Source organism: Achromobacter sp. MUI-25009338 (genome assembly GCF_057359325.1).
The window spans coordinates 158,567-178,832 of the sequence record NZ_CM170627.1 but is presented as its reverse complement, the minus strand read 5'-3'; the positions used below and the strand labels follow the sequence as shown (position 1 = coordinate 178,832).

Below are 20,266 nucleotides of genomic sequence, written 5' to 3'. Positions count from 1 at the left end.
GAGTCCCCCCATGGCATCCCGACTGATTGATCTGCTCAAGCTGCTCCACCCCATCGTCCAGGCCCCCATGGCCGGCGGCGCCACCACGGTGGAGCTGGTGTCCGCGGCATCGGCGGCGGGAGCCCTGGGTTCGCTCGGAGCGGCCTACATGACGCCGGCCCAGATCGAGGCCGCGGCGCAGGCGATCCGCGCCCGCACGCCGCGGCCATTCGCCATCAATCTGTTCGCCTCGGTGCCCGAGCAGCCCATGCGCGGCGACGCCGCGCGCATGCTGGCGCTGATGGCGCGCTACCACCAGCAGCTGGGCCTGGACGCGCCGGCCGCGCCCGAACCCCAGCCCGATCCGCTGGCCGAACAGATCCAGGCGGTGCTGCGGGCCCGCCCGGCGGTCTTCAGCTTCACCTTCGGCCGCATGCCGGCGGCGGCGCTGGCGCGCTGCCGCGAGCTCGGCATCCTGACCGTCGGCACCGCGACCACGGTGGCCGAAGCGGTGGCGCTGGAGCAGGACGGCGTGGACGCCGTGGTGGCCCAGGGCGCCGAGGCCGGCGGCCATCGCGGCACCTTCCTGGGCGGCTTCGAGGAATCGCTGATCGGCACCATGGCGCTGGTGCCGCAGGTGGCCGACGCCGTCTCGGTGCCGGTGATCGCCTCCGGCGGCATCATGGACGGACGCGGCATCGCCGCCGCGCTGGCGCTGGGGGCCGACCTGGCGCAAATGGGGACGGCCTTCCTGACCACCGAGGAATCCGGCATCGGCGAGGCCTACAAGGCGGCCCTGCCGGTGTCGCGCTCGGAACAGTCGCGCGTGACCCGGGCGTTTTCCGGGCGGCCGGCGCGCGGCATCGAGAACGCCTTCATGCGCGACGCCGAGGCCATCGCCGCCGACATCCTGCCGTATCCGCTGCAGAACGCGCTGACCCGGCCCATGCGCACGGCCGGCGGCAAGGCGGGCAACCTCGACGTGCTGTCCCTGTGGGCCGGCCAGGGCGCGCCGCTGGCCCGCCGCGAAAGCACGGCGGACCTGATCGCCCGCCTGTCCCGGGAGACGGCGGCCGCCCAGGCGCGGCGCTAGGCAGGGATTGTTCCCCGAGTCGAAAACACTGTTCCACGAACAGCCTGTCGCGTTGTGATTGCTATGCGTCGGGCTACAATGGCGCCTCGCCGTCGGGAGCCAGGGCCTCGCTTTGTCTCCCGGTATCTGAGTAACAGGGCGCTTCCCGACGCCGCCTGTCTTGTCCGCGCCGGCCCCATGCTTCGCCAGACGTGTCGAACAGACAGCAAGGCAAGCTCCGCCGCCGAAATACGCTTTCGTTGCCCATGCCCGCTCAAACCAGCAGCACCCCGGAATTCGCCCTGCGCCTGGAAGGCGTGGCGCTCGGCTATGGCGACTTCACCGTGCTGCGCGACATTTCCATGGACGTGCGCGCCGGCCAGGTGGTCGCCATCATGGGCGGCTCGGGCTCGGGCAAGACCACGCTGCTGCGCGCGGCCACCGGCCAGCTCACCGCGCAGCGCGGCCGCGTGCTGGCCTTCGGCCAGGACATGGCCGGCGTCAGCCGCGCCGAACTGCAGTCGCTGCGCACCCGCATGGGCGTGCTGTTCCAGCAGGGCGCGCTTTTCACCGACCTGAACGTCTTCGAGAACGTCGCCTTCCCGCTGCGCGAACACACCCGGCTGGCCGAGGCCGAAGTCACCGAACGCGTGCTGGACAAGCTCGACGCGGTGGGCCTGCGCGCCGCCGCGCACCTCAAGGTTTCCGAAATCTCCGGCGGCATGGCGCGGCGCGTGGCGCTGGCGCGCGCCGTGGTGCTGGAACCCGAACTGATTCTGTACGACGAACCGTTCGCCGGCCTGGACCCGATCTCGATGGGCATCACCGCCCGCCTGATCCGCAACCTGGCCGACCGCCTCGGCTGCGCTTCCGTGCTGATCACGCACGACGTGCAGGAATCCTTCGCCATCGCCGACCAGGTCTACCTGGTGGGCCAGGGCCGGCTGGCCGCCGCCGGCACCCCGCAGACGCTGGCGGCCTCGCAGGACCCCTACGTGCAGCAATTCCTCAAGGGAGAGCCCGACGGCCCGGTCGCTTTCCAGTACCCCGAAACGCCGGCTTTCCAGAAGTGGCTTTCGCAACAACAGAGGCGCAAGGCATGAGCGGATCGCGCAATCCCATCGGCGCGCTGGGCGGCTGGGTGCACGCCCAGGTGACCGGCATCGGCTACTTCACCCGCTTCGTCAACGCCTTGCTGGCGCGCAGCGGCATCGCCCTGTCGCGCCCCCGCCTGGTGTCGCAGCAGGTTCATTTCATCGGCAATTATTCGCTGCTCATCATCGCCGTGTCCGGCATGTTCGTGGGCTTCGTGCTGGGGCTGCAGGGCTATTACACGCTGAACCGCTACGGTTCCGAAGAAGCGCTCGGCCTGCTGGTGGCGCTGTCGCTGGTGCGCGAGCTGGGCCCGGTCGTCACCGCGCTGCTGTTCGCCGGCCGCGCCGGCACCTCGCTGACCGCGGAAATCGGCCTCATGAAGGCCGGCGAGCAGCTCGCGGCCATGGAAGTCATGGCGGTGGACCCGATACGCCGGGTGCTGGTGCCGCGCCTGTGGGGCGGCGTCATCGCCATGCCCATCCTGGCCGCGGTGTTCTCCATGGTGGGCATCCTGGGCGGCTGGGTGGTGGGCGTGGTCCTGATCGGCGTGGACGCCGGCGCCTTCTGGTCGCAGATGCAAAACGGCGTGGACGTCCTGAAGGACGTGGCCAACGGCGTCATCAAGAGCTTGGTGTTCGGCGTCGCGGTCACGCTGGTCGCGCTTTACGAAGGCTGGCAGGCCAAGCCGACTCCCGAGGGCGTCGCCCGCGCCACCACGCGCACCGTGGTGGTGGGCTCGCTGGCGGTGCTGGGGCTGGACTTCCTGCTCACCGCCTTGATGTTTGGAAATTGAAACGGATCGATCATGTCACGCGAAAAAACCGACTTCTGGGTAGGGCTGTTCGTATTGCTGGGCGCGGTCGCGCTGGCTTTCCTGGCGTTGCGCGCCGGCAACTTGAGCACCTTTTCCTTCGCCCCGACCTATACGGTCACGGCCAACTTCGATAACGTAGGCGGCCTCAAGGTCCGCGCGCCCGTCAAGAGCGCGGGCGTGGTGGTGGGCCGCGTCGACGGCATTTCGTTCGACGACAAGACCTTCCAGGCGGTCGTATCGGTCAAGCTGGAAACGGCCTACCAGTTCCCCAAGGACTCGTCGGCCTCCATCCTGACCTCCGGCCTGCTGGGCGAGCAGTACCTGGGCCTGACGGCGGGCAGCGACGAGGAGAACTTCGCCGACGGCGGCAAGATCCGCTACACCCAGAGCGCCGTCGTGCTCGAACAGCTGATCAGCCAGTTCCTGTACGGATCGGCCGAGAAGCAGGGCACGAGTTCGCCGGAATCGGCCGCGCCCGCGCCAAATTGAAGACAATGAGAAAGACGCGGTAACAAGCCGCGCCCTAGCACGCAATATCATAAGAAATACCGAAACGGATGCCCTGATCATGAATAAGAAAGCGATTTCCCGGATTGCCACCGTCGCGGCGGCTGGCGCGCTGCTGGCGGGCTGCGCCGCGCCGCAGAACCCGGACCCCCGCGATCCCTGGGAAGGCATGAACCGCGGCATCTACAAGTTCAACGACACGGTCGACCGCGCGGTCTTCAAGCCGGTGGCGCAGGCCTACACCTACGTCACGCCGGAACCGGTGCGCAGCTGTGTGCACAACATCTTCAGCAACGTCGGCGACCTCTGGTCCGGCGCCAACAGTTTCCTGCAGGGCCGCGGCCACGACTTCGTCAACACGCTGGGCCGCTTCCTGTTCAACACCACCATGGGCGTGGGCGGCTGCTTCGACGTGGCCTCGGCCAACGGCGCGCGCCGCATCCCGAACGACTTCGGCACCACGCTCGGCGTCTGGGGCTTCGGCCAGGGCCCGTACCTGGTGCTGCCGTTCTTCGGCTCGTCCACCGTGCGCGACGGCGCCGGCCTGATCGGCGACTACGCCGGCACCACCTACGGCTACATGGGCGTGGACGCCATCGACAACGTGCGCCTGCGCAACTCGCTGTGGGGCCTGCGCATCGTCGACACGCGCGCCAGCCTGCTCGACGCCACCGACACGGTCGACCGCGTGGCGCTCGACCCGTACAGCTTCGTGCGCGACGCCTACCTGCAGCGCCGCGCCGCCATGGTGCTGGGCCACAAGGTGGACGACGAGTCCTCGCTGCCCAACTACGAAGACGACGAGGGCGAGGACGCCGCGGCGGCGCCTGCCGCCCCTGCCGCGGCCCCCGCGCCGCAACCCGCGGCCCAGTAAGGCCGCGCAACCGCGCCATCAGTACCTGTAAGGAGTCCCGATGCGAATTTCTTTTGTTTCCCTGCTGCAGCGCCTGGCCTTTGCGAGCCTGCTGGGCCTGGCCGCCGCCGGCGCGCAGGCCAAGCCCGACCCCAACGGCCCGCCCGAGCAGTTCGTGCTGGCCGCCGCCAACGAAACCCTGGACGTGCTCAAGGCCGACGGGGCGGTCAAGGCCGGCAACACGGCCCGCATCAACGAGGTCGTCAACCAGCACATCCTGCCCTACGTCGACTTTCAGAAGACCACCCGCCTGGCCGCCGGCCGCTACTGGCGCCAGGCCACCGCGCAGCAGAAGACCGCCCTGGCCGAAGCCTTCCGCGGCACGCTGGTGCGCACCTACAGCGGCGCGCTAACCCGCGTCACGCCCAGCACCACCGTGCGCACGCTGCCGTTTCGCGGCGACCCCAAGGCCGACGACGTGGTCGTGCGCACGCTCATCAGCCAGGCCAACGGCCAGCCGACCGGCGTCGACTACCGCCTGGAAAAGACCGCCCAGGGCTGGAAGATCTACGACATGAACGTCGAAGGCATCTGGCTGATCGAAAACTACCGCAACCAGTTCGCCCAGCAGATCAACCAGAACGGCATCGACGGCCTGATCCAGGCGCTGAACCAGCGCAACCAGTGATCCCGATGCAGGCTGGTCCGGCCCGGCGCGCCCTCAGGCCCGCCGGGCCGATTATTTCAGGGACAGATAAACCATCCGTCCCCACGCGCGCCGGGGCCATCCCCATATGCCGCGGCAGGGCGCTTATATAATGATCAATTCGCTCTTTTCGGGCCACTCCCTCCCGTCATGTCAGCCGTCTGTCTAGAAAACGTCTCCAAGATCTACTCGCCGCGCGCCAGCGGCTGGCGCAAGCTCCTCGGGCATGCGTCCGGATCGGGCTTCCAGGCCCTGGACAACGTCAGCCTCAACATCGAGCACGGCGAGTTCTTCGGCCTGCTCGGCCCCAACGGCGCCGGCAAGACCACCCTGATCTCCATCCTGGCCGGGCTGGCGCACGCCACCGCCGGGCGCGCCACGGTCTGTGGATACGACGTCGTGGCCGACTACAAGTCGGCACGGCGAGCCCTGGGCGTCGTGCCGCAGGAACTGGTCTACGACCCCTTCTTCACGGTGCGCGAGACCCTGCGCATCCAGTCCGGCTATTTCGGCCTGCGCAAGAACGACGACTGGATCGATGAAATCCTCTTCAACCTGGGGCTGGCGGACAAGGCCGATTCCAACATGCGGGCGCTGTCCGGCGGCATGAAGCGCCGCGTGCTGGTGGCGCAGGCGCTGGTGCACCGCCCCCCCGTGATCGTGCTCGACGAGCCGACCGCGGGCGTGGACGTGGACCTGCGCCGCACGCTGTGGGAATTCATCTCGCGCCTGAACCGCGCCGGCCACACCATCATGCTGACCACCCACTACCTCGAAGAGGCCGAGGCCCTGTGCGGGCGCATCGCCATGCTCAAGGGCGGACGCATCGTGGCGCTGGACACCACCCAGGCCCTGCTGGCCCGCGTGGGCGGCGTGGACCTGGAAGACGCGTTCGTGCGCATCATGCACCAGGACGACCCCGCCGCCGCCCCGCAACCCGAAGAGATCCCGTCATGACCCAGCCCATCGCAAGCGCCGGCCAGCCGCTGGTGCAGCCCCTCCTGGACGCGGGCTCCGGCTTTCCCACCCTGCTGCGCAAGGAACTGCTGCGCTTCTGGAAGGTGAGCTTCCAGACTATCGCCGCGCCCGTCATCACGGCGCTGCTGTACCTGCTGGTGTTCGCCCACGTACTGGAAGGCCGCGTGATGGTGTACGGCAGCGTGCCCTACACCGCATTCCTGATCCCCGGGCTCATGATGATGAGCATGCTGCAGAACGCGTTCGCCAACCCCTCGTCCTCGCTCATCCAGAGCCGCATCACGGGCAACCTGGTGTTCATGCTGCTGCCGCCGCTGTCGCACCGCGACATCTTCGCGGCCTACGTGCTGGCGGCGATCGTGCGCGGCCTGGCCGTGGGCCTGTGCGTGTGGGTGGTGGCGCTGTTCTTCGTGTCGCTGGTGCCGGCCAATCCGCTGTGGCTGATCGTGTTCGCCGTGCTGGCCTGCGGCATCATGGGCGTGCTGGGCCTGATCGCCGGCCTGTGGTCCGAGAAATTCGACCAGCTCGCGGCCTTCCAGAATTTCCTGATCATGCCGGCCACCTTCCTGTCCGGCGTATTCTATTCAATCCATACGCTCCCGGCCTTCTGGCAGGGCGTGTCCCACTGGAACCCCATCTTCTACACCATCGACGGTTTCCGCTACGGATTCTTCTCGGTGTCGGACGTCTCCCCCTGGCGCAGCCTGGCGGTGGTGACGGGGGTGTTCCTCGCGCTTACGCTTTACGCGCTGCGGCTCCTGGCCAGCGGCTACAAACTCAGGAACTGACGTCCATGCTTCCCACTCCCGCGCAAGTCCGCCAATACATCGCGGACGGCCTGCCCTGCGAACATCTCGACGTGCAGGGCGACGGCTCGCATTTCGACGCCGTCATCGTCAGCGCCGCCTTCGAAGGCAAGCGCCTGATCCAGCGCCACCAGCTGGTCTACGCCGCGCTGGGCGACCGCATGAAGGCCGAGATCCACGCGTTGTCGATGCGCACCCTGACGCCCGCCGAATACCAGCAAGCGGGCAAATAATGGACAAGCTACGCATCACCGGCGGCGCGCGCCTGCACGGCGAAGTCGCCGTCTCCGGCGCCAAGAATTCGGCCTTGCCCATCCTGTGCGCCGGCCTGCTGACGGCCGACGCGGTGACGCTGCGCAACGTGCCGCACCTGAACGACACCGGCACCATGCTGCGCCTGCTGGGCCGCATGGGCATGCGCGCCGAGCGCGGCGCCGACGCGACCGTGACGCTGCAGGCCAACCAGGTCGACAATCTCGAAGCGCCCTACGAACTGGTCAAGACCATGCGCGCCTCGATCCTGGTGCTGGGCCCGCTGCTGGCGCGCTTCGGCGAGGCCCGCGTCAGCCTGCCCGGCGGCTGCACCATCGGCCAGCGTCCTGTGGACCAGCACATCAAGGGCCTGGCCGCGCTGGGCGCCGAAATCAGCATCGAACACGGTTTCGTGGTGGCGCGCGCCAAGCGCCTGAAGGGCGCCACCGTGCGCACCGACATGGTCACCGTCACCGGCACCGAAAACCTGCTGATGGCCGCCGTGCTGGCCGAAGGCCGGACCGTGCTGGATAACGCCGCCTGCGAACCCGAAGTGGTCGACCTGGCCGAGCTGCTCATCAAGATGGGCGCGCGCATCCAGGGCCACGGCACCAGCCGCATCGTGATCGACGGCGTGGACCGGCTGCACGGCGCCGACCACCGCGTCATCTCCGACCGCATCGAGGCCGGCACCTTCCTGTGCGCGGTGGGCGCGGCCGGCGGCGACATCGTGCTGCGCAACACCGACCCCGGCATCCTCGGCGCCACGCTGGACAAGCTGGCCGAGGCCGGCCTGGCCATCGAGACCGGCCCCGACTGGATCCGCTGCGCCATGTCCTCGCGCCCGCGCGCCGTGGGCTTTCGCACGCAGGAATACCCCGGCTTCGCCACCGACATGCAGGCCCAGGTCATGGCCCTGAACGCCGTGGCCGAAGGCACCTCGGTCATCGTCGAAACCATCTTCGAGAACCGCTACATGCACGTGCAGGAACTGCGCCGCATGGGCGCCGACATCAGCATCGACGGCCACACCGCCATCGTGCGCGGCGTGCCGCGCCTGTCGGGCGCGACCGTCATGGCCACCGACCTGCGCGCCTCGGCCAGCCTGGTCATCGCCGGCCTGGCGGCCGAAGGCGAAACCCTGGTCGACCGCATCTACCACCTGGATCGCGGCTACGACCAGATGGAAGTGAAACTGCGCGCCCTGGGCGCGAACATCCAACGCGTTACCGGCAAGGAAACGGCATGAAAGAGGCCACGCCCGCCCCCCTGACCCTGGCCCTGTCCAAAGGGCGCATCTTCGAAGAGACCATGCCGCTGCTGGCCGAGGCCGGCATCGACGTGCCTGAGAATCCGGAAAGCTCGCGCAAGCTCATCCTCCCGACCAGCGATCCCGGCCTGCGCCTGATCATCGTGCGGGCCTCGGACGTGCCCACCTACGTGCAATACGGCGCGGCCGACCTGGGCATCGCGGGCAAGGACGTGCTCATCGAGCACGCCAAGGAACAGCCCGGCGGCCTGTACCAGCCGATCGACCTGAACATCGCCAAGTGCCGCCTGGCCGTGGCCGTGCGCAAGGGCTTCGACTACGAAGGCGCGGTGCACCAGGGCGCGCGCCTGCGCGTGGCCACCAAGTACGTGCATTCAGCCCGTGAACACTTTGCGTCCAAGGGCGTGTACGTCGACATCATCAAGCTGTATGGTTCGATGGAGCTGGCGCCGCTGGTCGGCCTGGCCGACTGCATCGTCGACCTGGTGTCCACCGGCGGCACGCTGCGCGCCAACGACCTGGTCGCCGTGGAAGACATCATGCCGATCTCCTCGCGCCTGATCGTGAACCAGGCGGCGCTCAAGACCCGCGGCGCGCGCCTGCAACCGCTGCTGGACGCCTTCGAAAGAGCCTCCGCCCGCAACGCCTGATTTCCGCCCGCCGCGACGCCGCGGCGGCCGCCACCCCGCCTGCCCCATGACGCCATGGCCCTGATCAATCGTCTCGATTCCCGCGATCCCGGATTCCAATCCGCCCTGTCCAAGCTGCTGGCCTTCGAGGCCACCGAGGACGAATCCATCGACCGCGCCGCCGCCGGCATCCTGGCCGACGTGCGCGCCCGCGGCGACGCCGCGCTGGTGGAATACACGCAGCGCTTCGACCGCATGCCCGGCGCGTCCGCCGCCACGCTGGAGATTCCCAAAGCCGACTGGCAGGCCGCGCTGGCCGCGCTGCCGGCCGCCCAGCGCGACGCGCTGCAGGCCGCCGCGGCCCGCGTGCGCAGCTACCACGAGCGCCAGCGCGCCGAGACCTGGACCTACACCGAAGCCGACGGCACCATGCTGGGCCAGCAGGTCACCCCGCTGGACCGCGTGGGCCTGTACGTGCCCGGTGGCAAGGCCGCCTATCCCTCGTCCGTGCTGATGAACGCCATCCCGGCCAAGGTCGCCGGCGTGCAGGAACTGGTCATGGTCACGCCCACGCCCGACGGCGCGCGCAACCCTATCGTGCTGGCCGCCGCCGCCATCGCCGGCGTGGACCGCGTGTTCGCCATCGGCGGCGCGCAGGCCGTGGGCGCGCTGGCCTACGGCACCGCCACCGTGCCGGCCGTGGACAAGATCGTCGGCCCCGGCAACGCCTATGTCGCCGCCGCCAAGCGCCGCGTGTTCGGCGTGGTCGGCATCGACATGATCGCCGGCCCCAGCGAAATCCTGGTCATCTGCGACGGCAAGACGCCGGCCGACTGGATCGCCATGGACCTGTTCTCGCAGGCCGAGCACGACGAACTCGCGCAGTCCATCCTGCTGTGCCCGGACGCCGCCTTCATCGACGAGGTCGAGGCCGCCATCGCGCGCCTGCTGCCCACCATGCCGCGCGCCGACATCCTGCGCGTCAGCCTGGCCAACCGCGGCGCGCTGATCCAGGTCCGCAGCCTCGAAGAGGCCTGCCGCATCGCCAACGACATCGCCCCCGAGCACCTCGAAATCTCCACCGAGCAGCCCGAGCAATGGACCGCGCAGATCCGCCACGCCGGCGCGATCTTCATGGGCCGCTTCAGCTCCGAGGCGCTGGGCGACTACTGCGCCGGCCCCAACCACGTGCTGCCGACCTCGCGCACCGCCCGCTTCTCGTCGCCGCTGGGCGTGTACGACTTCCAGAAGCGCTCCAGCCTGATCCAGGTCTCGCACCAGGGCGCCCAGACGCTGGGCCGCATCGCCGCCGAACTGGCGCTGGGCGAGGGCCTGCAGGCGCACGCCGCCAGCGCCCAGTACCGGATCGACCAGCCATGAGCCCGGCGGCAGGCGTGGCCGGCCGCATCGCCGGCACGGTCCGCGCGGACATCCGCGAACTGGCCGCCTACCCCGTGGCCCACGCCGAAGGCTGCATCAAGCTCGACGCCATGGAGTGCCCGTACGAGCTGCCGCCGCAAGTCCGCGACGACATCGCCCGCGCCGTGCGCGACACGCCGCTGAACCGCTATCCGGCGGCGGACCTGTCGGCCCTGCGGCAGGCCGTGAAAACGGCTTTCGGCGTGCCCGAGGCCGCCGGCCTGCTGTTCGGCAACGGCTCGGACGAGCTCATCCACCTCATCGTGCAGGCCTGCTGCAATCCCGGCGAGGCCGTGCTGTCGCCGTGGCCCTCGTTCGTGTATTTCGACATGGCCGCGCGCTTCGACCACGCCCGTTTCGTCGGCGTGCCGCTGACCGCCGATCTGGAGCTGGACCTGCCCGCCATGCTGGCCGCCATCGAAGCGCACCAGCCCAAGGTGGTGTTCCTGGCCGTGCCCAACAATCCCACCGGCGGCCTGTGGCCCGACGACGCCATCGCCGCCATCATCGCCGCCGCCCCCGGGCTGGTGGTGCTGGACGAGGCCTACCAGCCGTTCACCGACGCCACCTGGATGCCGCGGGTGCTGGACGCCCCCAACGTGCTCGTCATGCGCACGGTGTCCAAGATCGGCCTGGCCGGCCTGCGCTTCGGCTACCTGGCCGGCCACCCGGACTGGATCGCCGAACTGGACAAGGTCCGCCCGCCCTACAACCTGGACGTGCTGACCCAGGCCGCGCTGACCGCGGTACTGCGCCACAAGCCGGTGCTCGACGAGCAGGCCGCGCGCCTGCGCGCCGACCGCGAACCGCTGGCCGCGGCCCTGGCGGCGCTGCCCGGCGTGCGCGTGTTCCCGTCCGCGGGCAACTTCCTGCTTGTACGCTTTTCCGGCAAGCTGGACGGCAACGCCGTGCATCAAGCCCTGAAAACGCGCAAAATATTGATTCGCAACTTTTCCAACGCCCATCCGCTACTGGCCGACTGCCTGCGCATCTCGGTGGGCGCCCCGGCCGAAAACGCCGCCTTGCTCTGTGCCCTGCAAGAGATTCTGAGTGCTTAACATGCGTACCGCAGAAATCACCCGCAACACCAACGAAACCCGCATCCGCGTGGCCGTCAACCTCGACGGCACCGGCAAGCAGACGATCGACACCGGTGTGCCCTTCCTCGACCACATGCTGGACCAGATCGCGCGCCACGGCCTGATCGACCTCGACATCAAGGCCGAGGGCGACCTGCACATCGATGCGCACCACACGGTGGAAGACGTGGGCATCACGCTGGGCATGGCCATCGCCAAGGCCGCCGGCACCAAGGCCGGCCTGCGCCGCTACGGCCACGCCTACGTGCCGCTGGACGAAGCGCTGTCGCGCGTGGTGGTGGACTTCTCCGGCCGCCCCGGCCTCGAATACCACATCCCGTTCACGCGCGCGCGCATCGGCGACTTCGACGTGGACCTCACCCGCGAATTCTTCCAGGGCCTGGTCAACCACGCCCTGATCACGCTGCACATCGACAACCTGCGCGGCTTCAACGCCCACCACCAGGCCGAAACCGTGTTCAAGGCCTGTGGCCGCGCGCTGCGCATGGCCCTGGAAGTCGATCCCCGCATGGGCGACGCCGTGCCCTCCACCAAGGGCGTGCTGTAACGTTCGCGATCCACCGCTCCAGGCAGAAAGAAGTGACCACTATCGCCATCGTCGACTACGGGATGGGCAATTTCCATTCCGTCGCGCGCGCCCTGAAATACGCCGCCCCCGACGCGGACATCCGCATCTGCAGCCAGCCCCAGGAAATCGCCGCGGCCGACCGCGTCGTGTTCCCCGGGCAAGGCGCCATGGCGGACTGCATGCGCACCCTCAATGAGTCCGGCCTGCGCGAGGCCGTCGTGCGCGCCGCGCGCGAAAAGCCCCTGCTGGGCGTGTGCGTGGGCGAGCAGATGCTGTTCGAATCCAGCGAAGAAGGCGGCACGGCCTGCCTGGGGCTGTTTCCCGGCGTGGTGCGCCGCTTCGCCGGCCCGCGCTTCGCCGACCCGCTGCCCGGCGGCGACGAGGCCTGCCTGGCCGACGCCGGCGCCGCCGGCGCGGCCGGCACCGGGGCCGAACGCCTCAAGGTCCCGCACATGGGATGGAACAAAGTGCGCCAGACGCGCTCTCATCCTATCTGGGCCGGCATTCCGGACGAAACGCACTTCTATTTCGTCCATAGCTATTACGCCGACCCGGCGGACGCCGGCCTGACCGTCGGTGAAACCGATTATGGCCTTGCCTTTACCTGCGCAGTGGCGGCAGCTAACATTTTCGCGGTGCAGTTCCATCCCGAAAAGAGCGCCGAGCACGGTTTGCGCCTGTATCGCAATTTTGTAGACTGGCAGCCGTAGGCACTGGCCTGCGTCCGCCCGCCCATTCAACCCCTATATTTTCTCGCTGCCCACCATGCTGCTGATCCCCGCCATCGATCTCAAAGACGGGCGCTGCGTGCGCCTGCGCCAGGGTGACCTGGACGATGCAACGGTGTTCTCCGAAGACCCCGCCGCCATGGCCACCCGCTGGCTGGACCAAGGCGCCCGCCGCCTGCACCTGGTAGACCTGAACGGCGCCGTCGCCGGCAAGCCCAGGAACGAAGCGCCCATCAAGGCCATCCTGAACGCCGTCGGCGACGACATCCCGGTGCAGATCGGCGGCGGCATCCGCGACCTCGACACCATCGAGCGCTACCTCGACGCCGGCATTTCCTACGTCATCATCGGCACGGCCGCCGTCAAGAACCCCGGCTTCCTGCAGGACGCCTGCGGCGCCTTCCCCGGCCAGATCATCGTCGGCCTGGACGCGCGCGACGGCAAGATCGCCACCGACGGCTGGAGCAAGCTGACCCGCCACGACGTGCTCGACCTCGCCAAGAAGTTCGAGGACTACGGCTGCGAGGCCATCATCTACACCGACATCGGCCGTGACGGCATGCTCTCGGGCGTCAACGTCGAAGCCACGGTCCGCCTGGCCCAGCACGTGCGCATCCCCGTCTACGCCTCCGGCGGCATCGCCGGCATCCAGGACATCGAAGCCCTGTGCGCCGTCGAGGAAGAAGGCGTCGAAGGCGCCATCCTGGGCCGCAGCATCTACGAAGGCACGCTCGACTTCCAGTCGGCGCAGGCCCGCGCCGACGAACTGGCAAAATGACCGACTCCAGCAGCACCCCCGCGGGCAGCGCGCTGACCCGCCGCATCATCCCCTGCCTCGACGTCACGGCCGGCCGCGTCGTCAAGGGCGTGAACTTCGTCAACCTGGCCGACGCCGGCGACCCCGTCGAAATCGCGCGCCGCTACAACGAGCAGGGCGCCGACGAGCTCACCTTCCTGGACATCACCGCCACCAGCGACGGCCGCGACCTGATCCTGCCCATCATCGAGCAGGTGGCCTCGCAGGTCTTCATCCCGCTGACCGTGGGCGGCGGCGTGCGCCAGGTCTCCGACATCCAGCGCCTGCTCAATGCCGGCGCCGACAAGATCAGCATCAACAGCGCCGCGGTGGCCAACCCCGAACTGGTGCGCGCCGCGTCCGACTACCACGGCTCGCAATGCGTGGTGGTGGCGATCGACGCGCGCCGCGTATCGGCGGCCGGCGAACCCGCGCGCTGGGAAGTCTTCACCCATGGCGGACGCAAGGCCACCGGCCTGGACGCCGTGGCCTGGGCCCGCCGCATGGCGGCCTACGGCGCCGGCGAAATCCTGCTGACCAGCATGGACCGCGACGGCACCAAGTCCGGCTTCGACCTGGAACTTACCCGCGCCGTCTCCGACGCCGTGCCGGTGCCGGTGATCGCCTCCGGCGGCGTGGGCTCGCTGCAGCACCTGGCCGACGGTGTCACCGCCGGCCGCGCCAGCGCGGTGCTGGCGGCCAGCATCTTCCATTTCGGCCAGCATACGGTCGGCGAGTGCAAACAGTTCATGGCTGGACTGGGTATCCCAGTCCGGCTGTAAGTACTCCCCCCGGAGCGCCTGCGGCGTTTGCTGGCAGAGGGCGGACGCTCGCGCACCTGCAACAAGGTATTGCCGTAAGATTACAGTTCAGTTGCGCCACGCGCGATTATGGATAGACAGATGAGCAACGAACCCGCCTGGATCGCCGACGTCGTCTTCGACGGCGACGGCCTCATTCCCGCCATTGCGCAGGACGCCGACAACGGCCAGATCATGATGGTGGCCTGGATGAACCGCGAATCGCTGGCCGAGACCGCGGCCACCGGGCGCGCCGTTTACTGGTCGCGCTCGCGCCAGCGCCTGTGGCGCAAGGGCGAGGAATCCGGCCACGTGCAGGAAGTGCGCGAGCTGCGCCTGGACTGCGACGGCGACGTGATCCTGCTCAAGGTGCACCAGAAAGGCGGCATCGCCTGCCACACCGGGCGCGCCAGCTGCTTCTACCGCCGCCTGGAAGGCCAGGGCGTCCAGGCGTCCTGGATCACCGTGGACCCCGTGCTCAAAGACCCCGAACTGATCTACAAATGACCGACCAAGCCGCAAGCGCCGCCGAGATCCTGGCGCGCATCGCCGATACCCTGGCCACCCGCCGTCCCGAAAACGGCGGCGATCCCAAGGCGTCCTACGCCGCCAAGCTGCTGGCCAAGGGCCCCGACGCCTTCCTCAAGAAAATCGGCGAAGAAGCCACGGAGCTGGTCATGGCCGCCAAGGATGGCGTGCCCGACCGCATCGTCAGCGAAACCGCCGACCTGTGGTTCCACTGCCTGGTCGCGCTGACCCACTTCAACCTGCGCCCCGAAGACGTGCTGGCCGAACTGGCCCGCCGCGAAGGGCTGTCGGGCCTGGCGGAGAAGGCAAGCCGCCCGCAAGACTGATCACGGAAACCCGCAAAAATGAGCGATAACTGTATCTTCTGCAAGATCGCCACCGGCGATATCCCGTCCAAGAAAGTCTATGAAGACGAGGATTTCGTCGCCTTCCACGACATCAATCCGGCCGCGCCGGTACATTTATTGCTTATCCCTCGACGTCATGTCATATCCATGCAGGATATTACGGCCGAGGACGCAGGTTGGTTGGGTAGAATGATGTCATTGGCGCCGCGGCTAGCCGCGGAAAACGGTTGCAGTCCAGGCCCCGATGGCGGATTTCGCATCATGATCAACTCCGGCGTCGAAGGCGGCCAGGAAGTCCCGCATCTGCATTTCCACATCATCGGCGGCCCGCGCCCCTGGAAAGGTCGCGTGGCCCCCACCGCGTAATTCGGAGAAACATCATGGGTAGTTTCAGCATTTGGCACTGGTTGGTCGTTCTGGTCATCGTGGCGCTGATCTTCGGCACCAAGAAGCTGCGCAACATCGGCTCGGACCTGGGCGGCGCCGTCAAGGGATTCAAGGAAGGCATGAAGGAAGCCAACGGCGACAAGCCGGCCGAGCCCATCGCTCAGCAGCGCGTCTCCGGCGACACCATCGACGTGCAGGCCAAGGAAAAATCCAACTCCTGAACCTCCGCCTGTCTCCCGGGCCCGTCCTGACCGGGCCGGCCCTCATCGCATCAACTTCCTAGCGGCCGTCGAATGTTTGATGTCAGCCTCACTGAACTGATGGTGATCGGCGTCGTCGCCCTGATCGTCATCGGACCCGAACGCCTGCCCAAGGTGGCCCGCACCGTCGGCCACCTGCTCGGGCGCGCGCAGCGTTACGTCAACGACGTGAAGTCCGATATCCAGCGCGAGATCGAGCTCGACGAGCTGCGCAAGTTCAAAAGCGAAATGGAAGACGCCGCCCAGGGCGTGCAGAAATCCCTGAACGAGACCCAGGCCTCGCTGCAGGAGCCGGTGCAGCAGTTCCGCGCCGAGCTCGACGAAGTCGCCCGCGCCGCCAGCGGCAAGGCCGACGCGCCGGCCGAGCCCGAACGCAGCATCGCCCCGCCCGGCCAGAACCACAGCCTGGACCTGGATCTTCCTCCGGCGGCCGAGCCCGCTCCGGCCGCAGCCCCGCAACCCGCCCCGGCGCCCAGCGCGCCCAAGGCTGACGAGGCCAAGCCCGTCTTGCCCTCCGGAACTCCGACGTGACCCAGGACGCCTCCCAAGAAGAAGGCCAGCAGGAGACCTTCATCTCCCACCTGGTCGAGCTGCGCACCCGGCTGCTGCGCGCCGTGGCCGCCGTGATCTGCGTGTTCATCGTGCTTTTCATCTACCCCGGCGCATCGGCCATCTACGACGTGCTGGCCCAGCCCATGCTGGCCTCGCTGCCGGAAGGCACGCGCATGATCGCCACCGGCGTGATCACGCCGTTCATGGTGCCCGTCAAGGTCACCCTGATGGCCTCGTTCATCCTGGCGCTGCCGGTGGTGCTGTACCAGGCCTGGGCCTTCGTGGCCCCGGGGCTGTACAAGCACGAAAAGCGCCTGGCGCTGCCGCTCATCGTCTCCAGCACCTTCCTGTTCATCGCGGGCATGGCGTTCTGCTATTTCGTGGTGTTCCGCACGGTGTTCCACTTCATCGCCACCTTCGCGCCGCAATCGATCACGCCGGCGCCGGACATCGAGGCCTATCTCAGCTTCGTCATGACCATGTTCATGGCGTTCGGCATCACCTTCGAAGTGCCCGTGGCCGTCGTGCTGCTGGTGAAGATGGGCGTGGTCGAACTATCCAAGCTGAAGTCCGCCCGCGGCTACGTGGTGGTGGGCGCCTTCGTCATCGCCGCGGTGGTCACCCCGCCCGACGTGGTCAGCCAGTTCATGCTGGCCGTGCCGCTGTGCCTGCTTTACGAGGTCGGCCTGATCTGCGCCCGCATGGTCACGCCCAAACCGGACGAGGCCGACGAAGCAGCCTCCGGCTCCCTGACCGAACGCCAATAAGCCGCCCGCACGGTCCCGCAGCCATGCAGGACCGTTTCACGTTGTAGGCCCATGGCTGCAATCCTAGATTGCAGCCATGTCACTTTCCCAACGCCTGTACACCCTGATGCGGTGGCGCGGCATCAAAAGCCAGAGCCAACTGGCGCGCATCTCCGGCGTGCCGCAGTCCTGCATCCATCGCATCCTCACCCGCCGCGACGGTTATTCGCCGTCGCGCGCCACCTTGCTGCGGCTGGCCCGCGCGCTCGATACCTGCGTGCCCTGGCTGACCGACGGCGTAATGCCCGGCGCGGACGCATCCGGCTGCCCCGGCGCGGGGCCGGAAGACCATGCCGACGGCTACGATGCCGAAATCCGCGCGCTGCTGCGCCAGCAGCCGCCCGCCACCAAGAAAGCCGTGCTCATGGCGCTGCGCCTGATGCTCAAGACCCGCGCGTACTAGCGCGGCTTGCCCGGCCGCGTACCCACCACCAGCGCCAGTTCCGCCGCCTTGCCGCCGCGCAGGATGCCCAGCGTGGCGCGCTGGCCCGGCGGCAGCTGGGCGATCTCGGAGAGCAGGCCGGCGGTGTCGGCCACGCGCTTGCCGTTGACCGACTGCACGATGTCGCCCACCCGCAGCCCGCCGCGCGCGGCCGGCCCGTCACGCATCACGCCGGCGATGATCACGCCCGTCGTGTCGCGGTCCAGTTCGAACGCGCGCGCCAGCTCCGGCGTCACGTCCTGCGGTTCCACGCCAAGCCAGCCGCGCTTGACCCCGCCGGTCTTGACGATCTCGTCCATGACCTTGCGCGCGATCTCGATGGGCGTGGCGAAGCCGATGCCCATCGAGCCCCCGGACTCGGAATAGATGGCGGTATTGATGCCGACCAGATTGCCCGCCGCGTCGATCAGCGCGCCGCCCGAATTGCCCGGATTGATGGCCGCGTCGGTCTGGATGAAATGCTCGTACGTATTGATTCCCAGGCCGTTGCGGCCCAGCGCCGACACGATGCCCAGCGTGGTGGTCTGCCCCACGCCGAACGGATTGCCGATGGCCAGCACCACGTCGCCCACGCGCAGGCCGCGGTCCGGGGCCAGCGTGGCCGCCGGCAGCGATCGCAGCGTGGCCAGACGCAGCACCGCCAGGTCGGTGTCCGGGTCCGCGCCCACCACCTTGGCGACGTCGCGGCGGCCGTCGCTCAGGGCCACCTCGATCGCGTCGGCCGCCTGCACCACGTGATAATTGGTCAGCACATAGCCGTCCTGGTTGACGATCACGCCCGAACCCAGGCTGGTCGAGGCCTGCCGCCGGGTCACGCCCGGCATCTGGCCGAACAGCTGGCGCAGCACCGGATCGTCGGGCAGCGGAATCAGCGGCACGTTCACGTGCTTGGTGGTGTATACGTTGACCACGGACGGCGCTGCGCGCGCCACCCCGTCGGCATAGGACGCCACCGCCGGCGCGCGCGCGGCGGGCATGCCGCCCGCGGCGCTGGCCTGCCGCCCTCCCGCGGCCGGCCCGGCAAGCTGCAGCAGGTCGGGCCGCAAGGTCGTGACGACGAATAGAATACCCAGGCAGACCGTGACGGCCTGAGCGAATATCAGCCAATATCGGCGCATGTTTCTGATAGGACTAGCAATGAGTAAAGTGGACTCCCAGGTCCTGGCCAGCTGGCTGGACGACACCCTGCAGGCGGCGCGCTTCAAAGACTACTGTCCCAACGGGCTGCAGGTGGAAGGCCGATCCGGAATCGGACACATTATCGCCGGAGTGACGGCCAGCGAAGCCCTGCTGCGCGTCGCCGTCGAACGCGGCGCCGACGCGGTGCTGGTGCATCACGGCTGGATGTGGCGCAACGAGGATCGCCGCGTCATCGGCACGCGCCGCACCCGCATGGCGCTGGCCCTGAAGAACGACCTCAACCTGTACGCCTATCACCTGCCGCTGGACGCGCACCCGACGCTGGGCAACAACGCGCAACTGGCCCGCGTGCTGGGCCTGGCCCCGTCGCTGCGCGACGACGGCTCGCCGCAGACCTGCGGGCCGGACAATCTGGTGTGGCTGGGCGAGGCCGGCGGCCTGAAGACGCTCGGCGAGCTGGGCGAACGCGTCGCCCAACGCCTGGGCCGCCAGCCCTTGGTGGTGGGCGACCCCAAGCAGCCGCTGGCGCGGATCGCCTGGTGCACCGGCGGCGCCCAGGGCATGCTGGCCGACGCCGTGGACGCGGGCGCCAGCGCCTACATCACCGGCGAAGTGTCGGAATCGACCGTGCACCTGGCGCGCGAGACCGGCGTGGGGTTCATCGCCGCCGGCCACCACGCCACCGAACGCTACGGCGTGCAGGCGCTGGGCCAGGCGGTGGCGGAGCGTTTCGGCATCAAAGTCGAATTCGTCGATATCGACAACCCGGCGTAAGACGGCCCCCACGCCGCCGGGCTGTCCCGCCTTGGGACGGCCCGGCGGCGGGGCCAAAAAAAGCGCCCCGCAGGGCGCTTTTTCATTACTTCTTGAGCAGATCGCGGATTTCGCGCAACAGCGCCACGTCCTCCGGCGTCGCAGCCGGTGCGGCCGGCGCTTCCTCGGCCTTGGTGCGGGCCTTGTAGATGGCCTTGACCATCCAGAAGATCACGAAGGCCAGCAACACGAAGTTGATGATGATCGTGACGAAGTTGCCCCACGCGAAAACGTTGGCGCCTGCCTTGGTCAGGTCGGCGTACGTCATCGGGCCGTTGTAGCCATCCGGCATCGACAGGACCAGGAACTTGTTTGAAAAATCGACCGAACCGCCAAGCACGAAATTAACCAGCGGCATGACGATGTCCTTGACCAGCGAGTCGACGATCTTGCCGAACGCCGCACCGATGATGACACCGACCGCCAGGTCTACTGCATTCCCTTTTACCGCGAAATCTCGAAATTCTTTGACGAAACCAGTCGCTTTGCTCATAAAAGCACTCCCTTCGTGATACGCCCCCCAGTGGGCTGGCGCTATAATACGCGGTTGCTATGTTGTTACATATTCCCGCGAAGCCGATGCCGCAGAAGTGATGCTACTCGTAGAGCGGGCGCATCA

General features: G+C 68.2%; 27 protein-coding genes. 25 read left to right on the top strand and 2 right to left on the bottom strand.

Going from position 1 to position 20,266, the window contains the following annotated elements:
- The first annotated feature begins 10 nt into the window (after positions 1-10).
- The 24 genes from AC1IQ6_RS00855 to AC1IQ6_RS00740 all read left to right on the top strand — a co-directional run bounded on the left by AC1IQ6_RS00855 (position 11) and on the right by AC1IQ6_RS00740 (position 17,655).
- Entirely contained in the window at positions 11-1,072 is a 1,062-nt protein-coding gene (locus AC1IQ6_RS00855; protein WP_485865653.1) for an NAD(P)H-dependent flavin oxidoreductase, read from the top strand.
- A gap of 245 nt (positions 1,073-1,317) precedes the next feature.
- On the top strand, positions 1,318-2,154 hold the full coding sequence (locus tag AC1IQ6_RS00850; protein WP_102773040.1) for an ABC transporter ATP-binding protein: 837 nt from the start codon (positions 1,318-1,320) through the stop codon (positions 2,152-2,154).
- Positions 2,151-2,939: a lipid asymmetry maintenance ABC transporter permease subunit MlaE gene (mlaE, locus tag AC1IQ6_RS00845; RefSeq protein WP_102773038.1), complete on the top strand. Its 789-nt coding sequence runs from the start codon at positions 2,151-2,153 to the stop codon at positions 2,937-2,939. Before AC1IQ6_RS00850 ends, mlaE begins: the two co-directional genes overlap by 4 nt.
- Positions 2,940-2,951: 12 nt before the next feature.
- Entirely contained in the window at positions 2,952-3,449 is a 498-nt protein-coding gene (gene mlaD, locus AC1IQ6_RS00840; protein ID WP_102773037.1) for an outer membrane lipid asymmetry maintenance protein MlaD, read from the top strand.
- Positions 3,450-3,528: 79 nt separating this feature from the next.
- A complete protein-coding gene (locus AC1IQ6_RS00835; protein ID WP_102773036.1) occupies positions 3,529-4,341 on the top strand; it encodes an MlaA family lipoprotein in 813 nt (270 codons plus the stop codon).
- A gap of 40 nt (positions 4,342-4,381) precedes the next feature.
- The gene (locus AC1IQ6_RS00830) at positions 4,382-5,008 is read left to right on the top strand and encodes an MlaC/ttg2D family ABC transporter substrate-binding protein (RefSeq protein ID WP_102773035.1); all 627 of its coding nucleotides are present in this window, start codon (positions 4,382-4,384) and stop codon (positions 5,006-5,008) included.
- 168 nt (positions 5,009-5,176) lie between these two features.
- Positions 5,177-5,983 (top strand): ABC transporter ATP-binding protein, encoded by an 807-nt coding sequence (locus AC1IQ6_RS00825; protein WP_102773034.1) that lies wholly within the window; start codon positions 5,177-5,179, stop codon positions 5,981-5,983.
- A complete protein-coding gene (locus tag AC1IQ6_RS00820) occupies positions 5,980-6,792 on the top strand; it encodes an ABC transporter permease (RefSeq protein ID WP_485865652.1) in 813 nt (270 codons plus the stop codon). Before AC1IQ6_RS00825 ends, AC1IQ6_RS00820 begins: the two co-directional genes overlap by 4 nt.
- Positions 6,793-6,797: 5 nt before the next feature.
- Positions 6,798-7,043 (top strand): BolA family protein, encoded by a 246-nt coding sequence (locus AC1IQ6_RS00815; protein ID WP_059376809.1) that lies wholly within the window; start codon positions 6,798-6,800, stop codon positions 7,041-7,043.
- Positions 7,043-8,311: a UDP-N-acetylglucosamine 1-carboxyvinyltransferase gene (gene murA, locus AC1IQ6_RS00810; RefSeq protein ID WP_111826195.1), complete on the top strand. Its 1,269-nt coding sequence runs from the start codon at positions 7,043-7,045 to the stop codon at positions 8,309-8,311. Before AC1IQ6_RS00815 ends, murA begins: the two co-directional genes overlap by 1 nt.
- A complete protein-coding gene (gene hisG, locus AC1IQ6_RS00805) occupies positions 8,308-8,982 on the top strand; it encodes an ATP phosphoribosyltransferase (protein ID WP_102773029.1) in 675 nt (224 codons plus the stop codon). Before murA ends, hisG begins: the two co-directional genes overlap by 4 nt.
- A 54-nt stretch (positions 8,983-9,036) precedes the next feature.
- The gene (gene hisD / locus AC1IQ6_RS00800; RefSeq protein WP_209165512.1) at positions 9,037-10,341 is read left to right on the top strand and encodes a histidinol dehydrogenase; all 1,305 of its coding nucleotides are present in this window, start codon (positions 9,037-9,039) and stop codon (positions 10,339-10,341) included.
- On the top strand, positions 10,338-11,438 hold the full coding sequence (gene hisC, locus AC1IQ6_RS00795) for a histidinol-phosphate transaminase (RefSeq protein ID WP_111826197.1): 1,101 nt from the start codon (positions 10,338-10,340) through the stop codon (positions 11,436-11,438). Before hisD ends, hisC begins: the two co-directional genes overlap by 4 nt.
- 1 nt (position 11,439) lies before the next feature.
- Positions 11,440-12,027: an imidazoleglycerol-phosphate dehydratase HisB gene (gene hisB, locus AC1IQ6_RS00790; RefSeq protein WP_102773026.1), complete on the top strand. Its 588-nt coding sequence runs from the start codon at positions 11,440-11,442 to the stop codon at positions 12,025-12,027.
- 32 nt (positions 12,028-12,059) lie between these two features.
- Positions 12,060-12,758 (top strand): imidazole glycerol phosphate synthase subunit HisH, encoded by a 699-nt coding sequence (locus AC1IQ6_RS00785; RefSeq protein WP_102773025.1) that lies wholly within the window; start codon positions 12,060-12,062, stop codon positions 12,756-12,758.
- 55 nt (positions 12,759-12,813) lie between these two features.
- Positions 12,814-13,554: a 1-(5-phosphoribosyl)-5-[(5-phosphoribosylamino)methylideneamino]imidazole-4-carboxamide isomerase gene (gene hisA / locus AC1IQ6_RS00780; protein WP_102773024.1), complete on the top strand. Its 741-nt coding sequence runs from the start codon at positions 12,814-12,816 to the stop codon at positions 13,552-13,554.
- Positions 13,551-14,354 carry an imidazole glycerol phosphate synthase subunit HisF gene (gene hisF / locus AC1IQ6_RS00775; RefSeq protein WP_102773023.1) on the top strand — a complete coding sequence of 268 codons (804 nt, stop codon included), beginning with the start codon at positions 13,551-13,553 and terminating at the stop codon, positions 14,352-14,354. The genes hisA and hisF overlap by 4 nt, the downstream gene beginning before the upstream one ends.
- 120 nt (positions 14,355-14,474) lie before the next feature.
- Positions 14,475-14,879, top strand: a complete 405-nt coding sequence (gene hisI / locus AC1IQ6_RS00770) for a phosphoribosyl-AMP cyclohydrolase (protein WP_102773022.1) — start codon at positions 14,475-14,477, stop codon at positions 14,877-14,879.
- Entirely contained in the window at positions 14,876-15,226 is a 351-nt protein-coding gene (locus AC1IQ6_RS00765; protein ID WP_102773021.1) for a phosphoribosyl-ATP diphosphatase, read from the top strand. Before hisI ends, AC1IQ6_RS00765 begins: the two co-directional genes overlap by 4 nt.
- An 18-nt stretch (positions 15,227-15,244) precedes the next feature.
- Complete coding sequence (locus AC1IQ6_RS00760; protein ID WP_102773020.1) at positions 15,245-15,613, top strand: histidine triad nucleotide-binding protein; 369 nt, start codon at positions 15,245-15,247, stop codon at positions 15,611-15,613.
- 14 nt (positions 15,614-15,627) lie between these two features.
- Positions 15,628-15,855, top strand: a complete 228-nt coding sequence (gene tatA, locus AC1IQ6_RS00755) for a Sec-independent protein translocase subunit TatA (protein ID WP_102773019.1) — start codon at positions 15,628-15,630, stop codon at positions 15,853-15,855.
- Between the two features lie 72 nt (positions 15,856-15,927).
- Positions 15,928-16,425: a Sec-independent protein translocase protein TatB gene (gene tatB, locus AC1IQ6_RS00750; protein WP_102773018.1), complete on the top strand. Its 498-nt coding sequence runs from the start codon at positions 15,928-15,930 to the stop codon at positions 16,423-16,425.
- Entirely contained in the window at positions 16,422-17,213 is a 792-nt protein-coding gene (tatC, locus tag AC1IQ6_RS00745; RefSeq protein WP_102773017.1) for a twin-arginine translocase subunit TatC, read from the top strand. The genes tatB and tatC overlap by 4 nt, the downstream gene beginning before the upstream one ends.
- 76 nt (positions 17,214-17,289) lie before the next feature.
- A complete protein-coding gene (locus tag AC1IQ6_RS00740; protein WP_479730772.1) occupies positions 17,290-17,655 on the top strand; it encodes a helix-turn-helix transcriptional regulator in 366 nt (121 codons plus the stop codon).
- On the opposite strand, the gene AC1IQ6_RS00735 is transcribed toward AC1IQ6_RS00740, so the two are convergent.
- Positions 17,652-18,812: a trypsin-like peptidase domain-containing protein gene (locus AC1IQ6_RS00735; RefSeq protein WP_102773015.1), complete on the bottom strand. Its 1,161-nt coding sequence runs from the start codon at positions 18,810-18,812 to the stop codon at positions 17,652-17,654. The two genes, AC1IQ6_RS00740 and AC1IQ6_RS00735, sit on opposite strands and share 4 nt — an antisense overlap.
- Before the next feature lie 19 nt (positions 18,813-18,831).
- On the opposite strand from AC1IQ6_RS00735, the gene AC1IQ6_RS00730 reads away from it, so the two are divergent.
- Positions 18,832-19,608, top strand: coding sequence for a Nif3-like dinuclear metal center hexameric protein (locus AC1IQ6_RS00730; protein ID WP_102773014.1), 777 nt, complete (start codon positions 18,832-18,834; stop codon positions 19,606-19,608).
- 85 nt (positions 19,609-19,693) lie between these two features.
- Here AC1IQ6_RS00730 and mscL read toward each other — a convergent pair whose 3' ends face one another.
- Entirely contained in the window at positions 19,694-20,140 is a 447-nt protein-coding gene (gene mscL, locus AC1IQ6_RS00725; RefSeq protein WP_102773013.1) for a large conductance mechanosensitive channel protein MscL, read from the bottom strand.
- Positions 20,141-20,266: the final 126 nt, after the last annotated feature.

What these genes read in the sequence shown, in the direction of transcription:
- hisC (WP_111826197.1), top strand. Translation starts at nt 10,338, where the DNA reads ATGAGCCCGGCGGCAGGCGTGGCCGGCCGCATCGCCGGCACGGTCCGC.
- AC1IQ6_RS00765 (WP_102773021.1), top strand. Translation starts at nt 14,876, where the DNA reads ATGACCGACCAAGCCGCAAGCGCCGCCGAGATCCTGGCGCGCATCGCC.
- AC1IQ6_RS00825 (WP_102773034.1), top strand. Translation starts at nt 5,177, where the DNA reads ATGTCAGCCGTCTGTCTAGAAAACGTCTCCAAGATCTACTCGCCGCGC.
- AC1IQ6_RS00850 (WP_102773040.1), top strand. Translation starts at nt 1,318, where the DNA reads ATGCCCGCTCAAACCAGCAGCACCCCGGAATTCGCCCTGCGCCTGGAA.
- tatB (WP_102773018.1), top strand. Translation starts at nt 15,928, where the DNA reads ATGTTTGATGTCAGCCTCACTGAACTGATGGTGATCGGCGTCGTCGCC.
- AC1IQ6_RS00730 (WP_102773014.1), top strand. Translation starts at nt 18,832, where the DNA reads ATGAGTAAAGTGGACTCCCAGGTCCTGGCCAGCTGGCTGGACGACACC.
- hisB (WP_102773026.1), top strand. Translation starts at nt 11,440, where the DNA reads ATGCGTACCGCAGAAATCACCCGCAACACCAACGAAACCCGCATCCGC.
- hisI (WP_102773022.1), top strand. Translation starts at nt 14,475, where the DNA reads ATGAGCAACGAACCCGCCTGGATCGCCGACGTCGTCTTCGACGGCGAC.
- hisA (WP_102773024.1), top strand. Translation starts at nt 12,814, where the DNA reads ATGCTGCTGATCCCCGCCATCGATCTCAAAGACGGGCGCTGCGTGCGC.
- murA (WP_111826195.1), top strand. Translation starts at nt 7,043, where the DNA reads ATGGACAAGCTACGCATCACCGGCGGCGCGCGCCTGCACGGCGAAGTC.
- mlaD (WP_102773037.1), top strand. Translation starts at nt 2,952, where the DNA reads ATGTCACGCGAAAAAACCGACTTCTGGGTAGGGCTGTTCGTATTGCTG.
- hisD (WP_209165512.1), top strand. Translation starts at nt 9,037, where the DNA reads ATGGCCCTGATCAATCGTCTCGATTCCCGCGATCCCGGATTCCAATCC.
- AC1IQ6_RS00760 (WP_102773020.1), top strand. Translation starts at nt 15,245, where the DNA reads ATGAGCGATAACTGTATCTTCTGCAAGATCGCCACCGGCGATATCCCG.
- AC1IQ6_RS00815 (WP_059376809.1), top strand. Translation starts at nt 6,798, where the DNA reads ATGCTTCCCACTCCCGCGCAAGTCCGCCAATACATCGCGGACGGCCTG.
- AC1IQ6_RS00820 (WP_485865652.1), top strand. Translation starts at nt 5,980, where the DNA reads ATGACCCAGCCCATCGCAAGCGCCGGCCAGCCGCTGGTGCAGCCCCTC.
- AC1IQ6_RS00740 (WP_479730772.1), top strand. Translation starts at nt 17,290, where the DNA reads ATGTCACTTTCCCAACGCCTGTACACCCTGATGCGGTGGCGCGGCATC.
- mlaE (WP_102773038.1), top strand. Translation starts at nt 2,151, where the DNA reads ATGAGCGGATCGCGCAATCCCATCGGCGCGCTGGGCGGCTGGGTGCAC.
- tatA (WP_102773019.1), top strand. Translation starts at nt 15,628, where the DNA reads ATGGGTAGTTTCAGCATTTGGCACTGGTTGGTCGTTCTGGTCATCGTG.
- hisF (WP_102773023.1), top strand. Translation starts at nt 13,551, where the DNA reads ATGACCGACTCCAGCAGCACCCCCGCGGGCAGCGCGCTGACCCGCCGC.
- AC1IQ6_RS00735 (WP_102773015.1), bottom strand. Translation starts at nt 18,812, where the DNA reads ATGCGCCGATATTGGCTGATATTCGCTCAGGCCGTCACGGTCTGCCTG.
- AC1IQ6_RS00830 (WP_102773035.1), top strand. Translation starts at nt 4,382, where the DNA reads ATGCGAATTTCTTTTGTTTCCCTGCTGCAGCGCCTGGCCTTTGCGAGC.
- hisG (WP_102773029.1), top strand. Translation starts at nt 8,308, where the DNA reads ATGAAAGAGGCCACGCCCGCCCCCCTGACCCTGGCCCTGTCCAAAGGG.
- AC1IQ6_RS00855 (WP_485865653.1), top strand. Translation starts at nt 11, where the DNA reads ATGGCATCCCGACTGATTGATCTGCTCAAGCTGCTCCACCCCATCGTC.
- mscL (WP_102773013.1), bottom strand. Translation starts at nt 20,140, where the DNA reads ATGAGCAAAGCGACTGGTTTCGTCAAAGAATTTCGAGATTTCGCGGTA.
- AC1IQ6_RS00835 (WP_102773036.1), top strand. Translation starts at nt 3,529, where the DNA reads ATGAATAAGAAAGCGATTTCCCGGATTGCCACCGTCGCGGCGGCTGGC.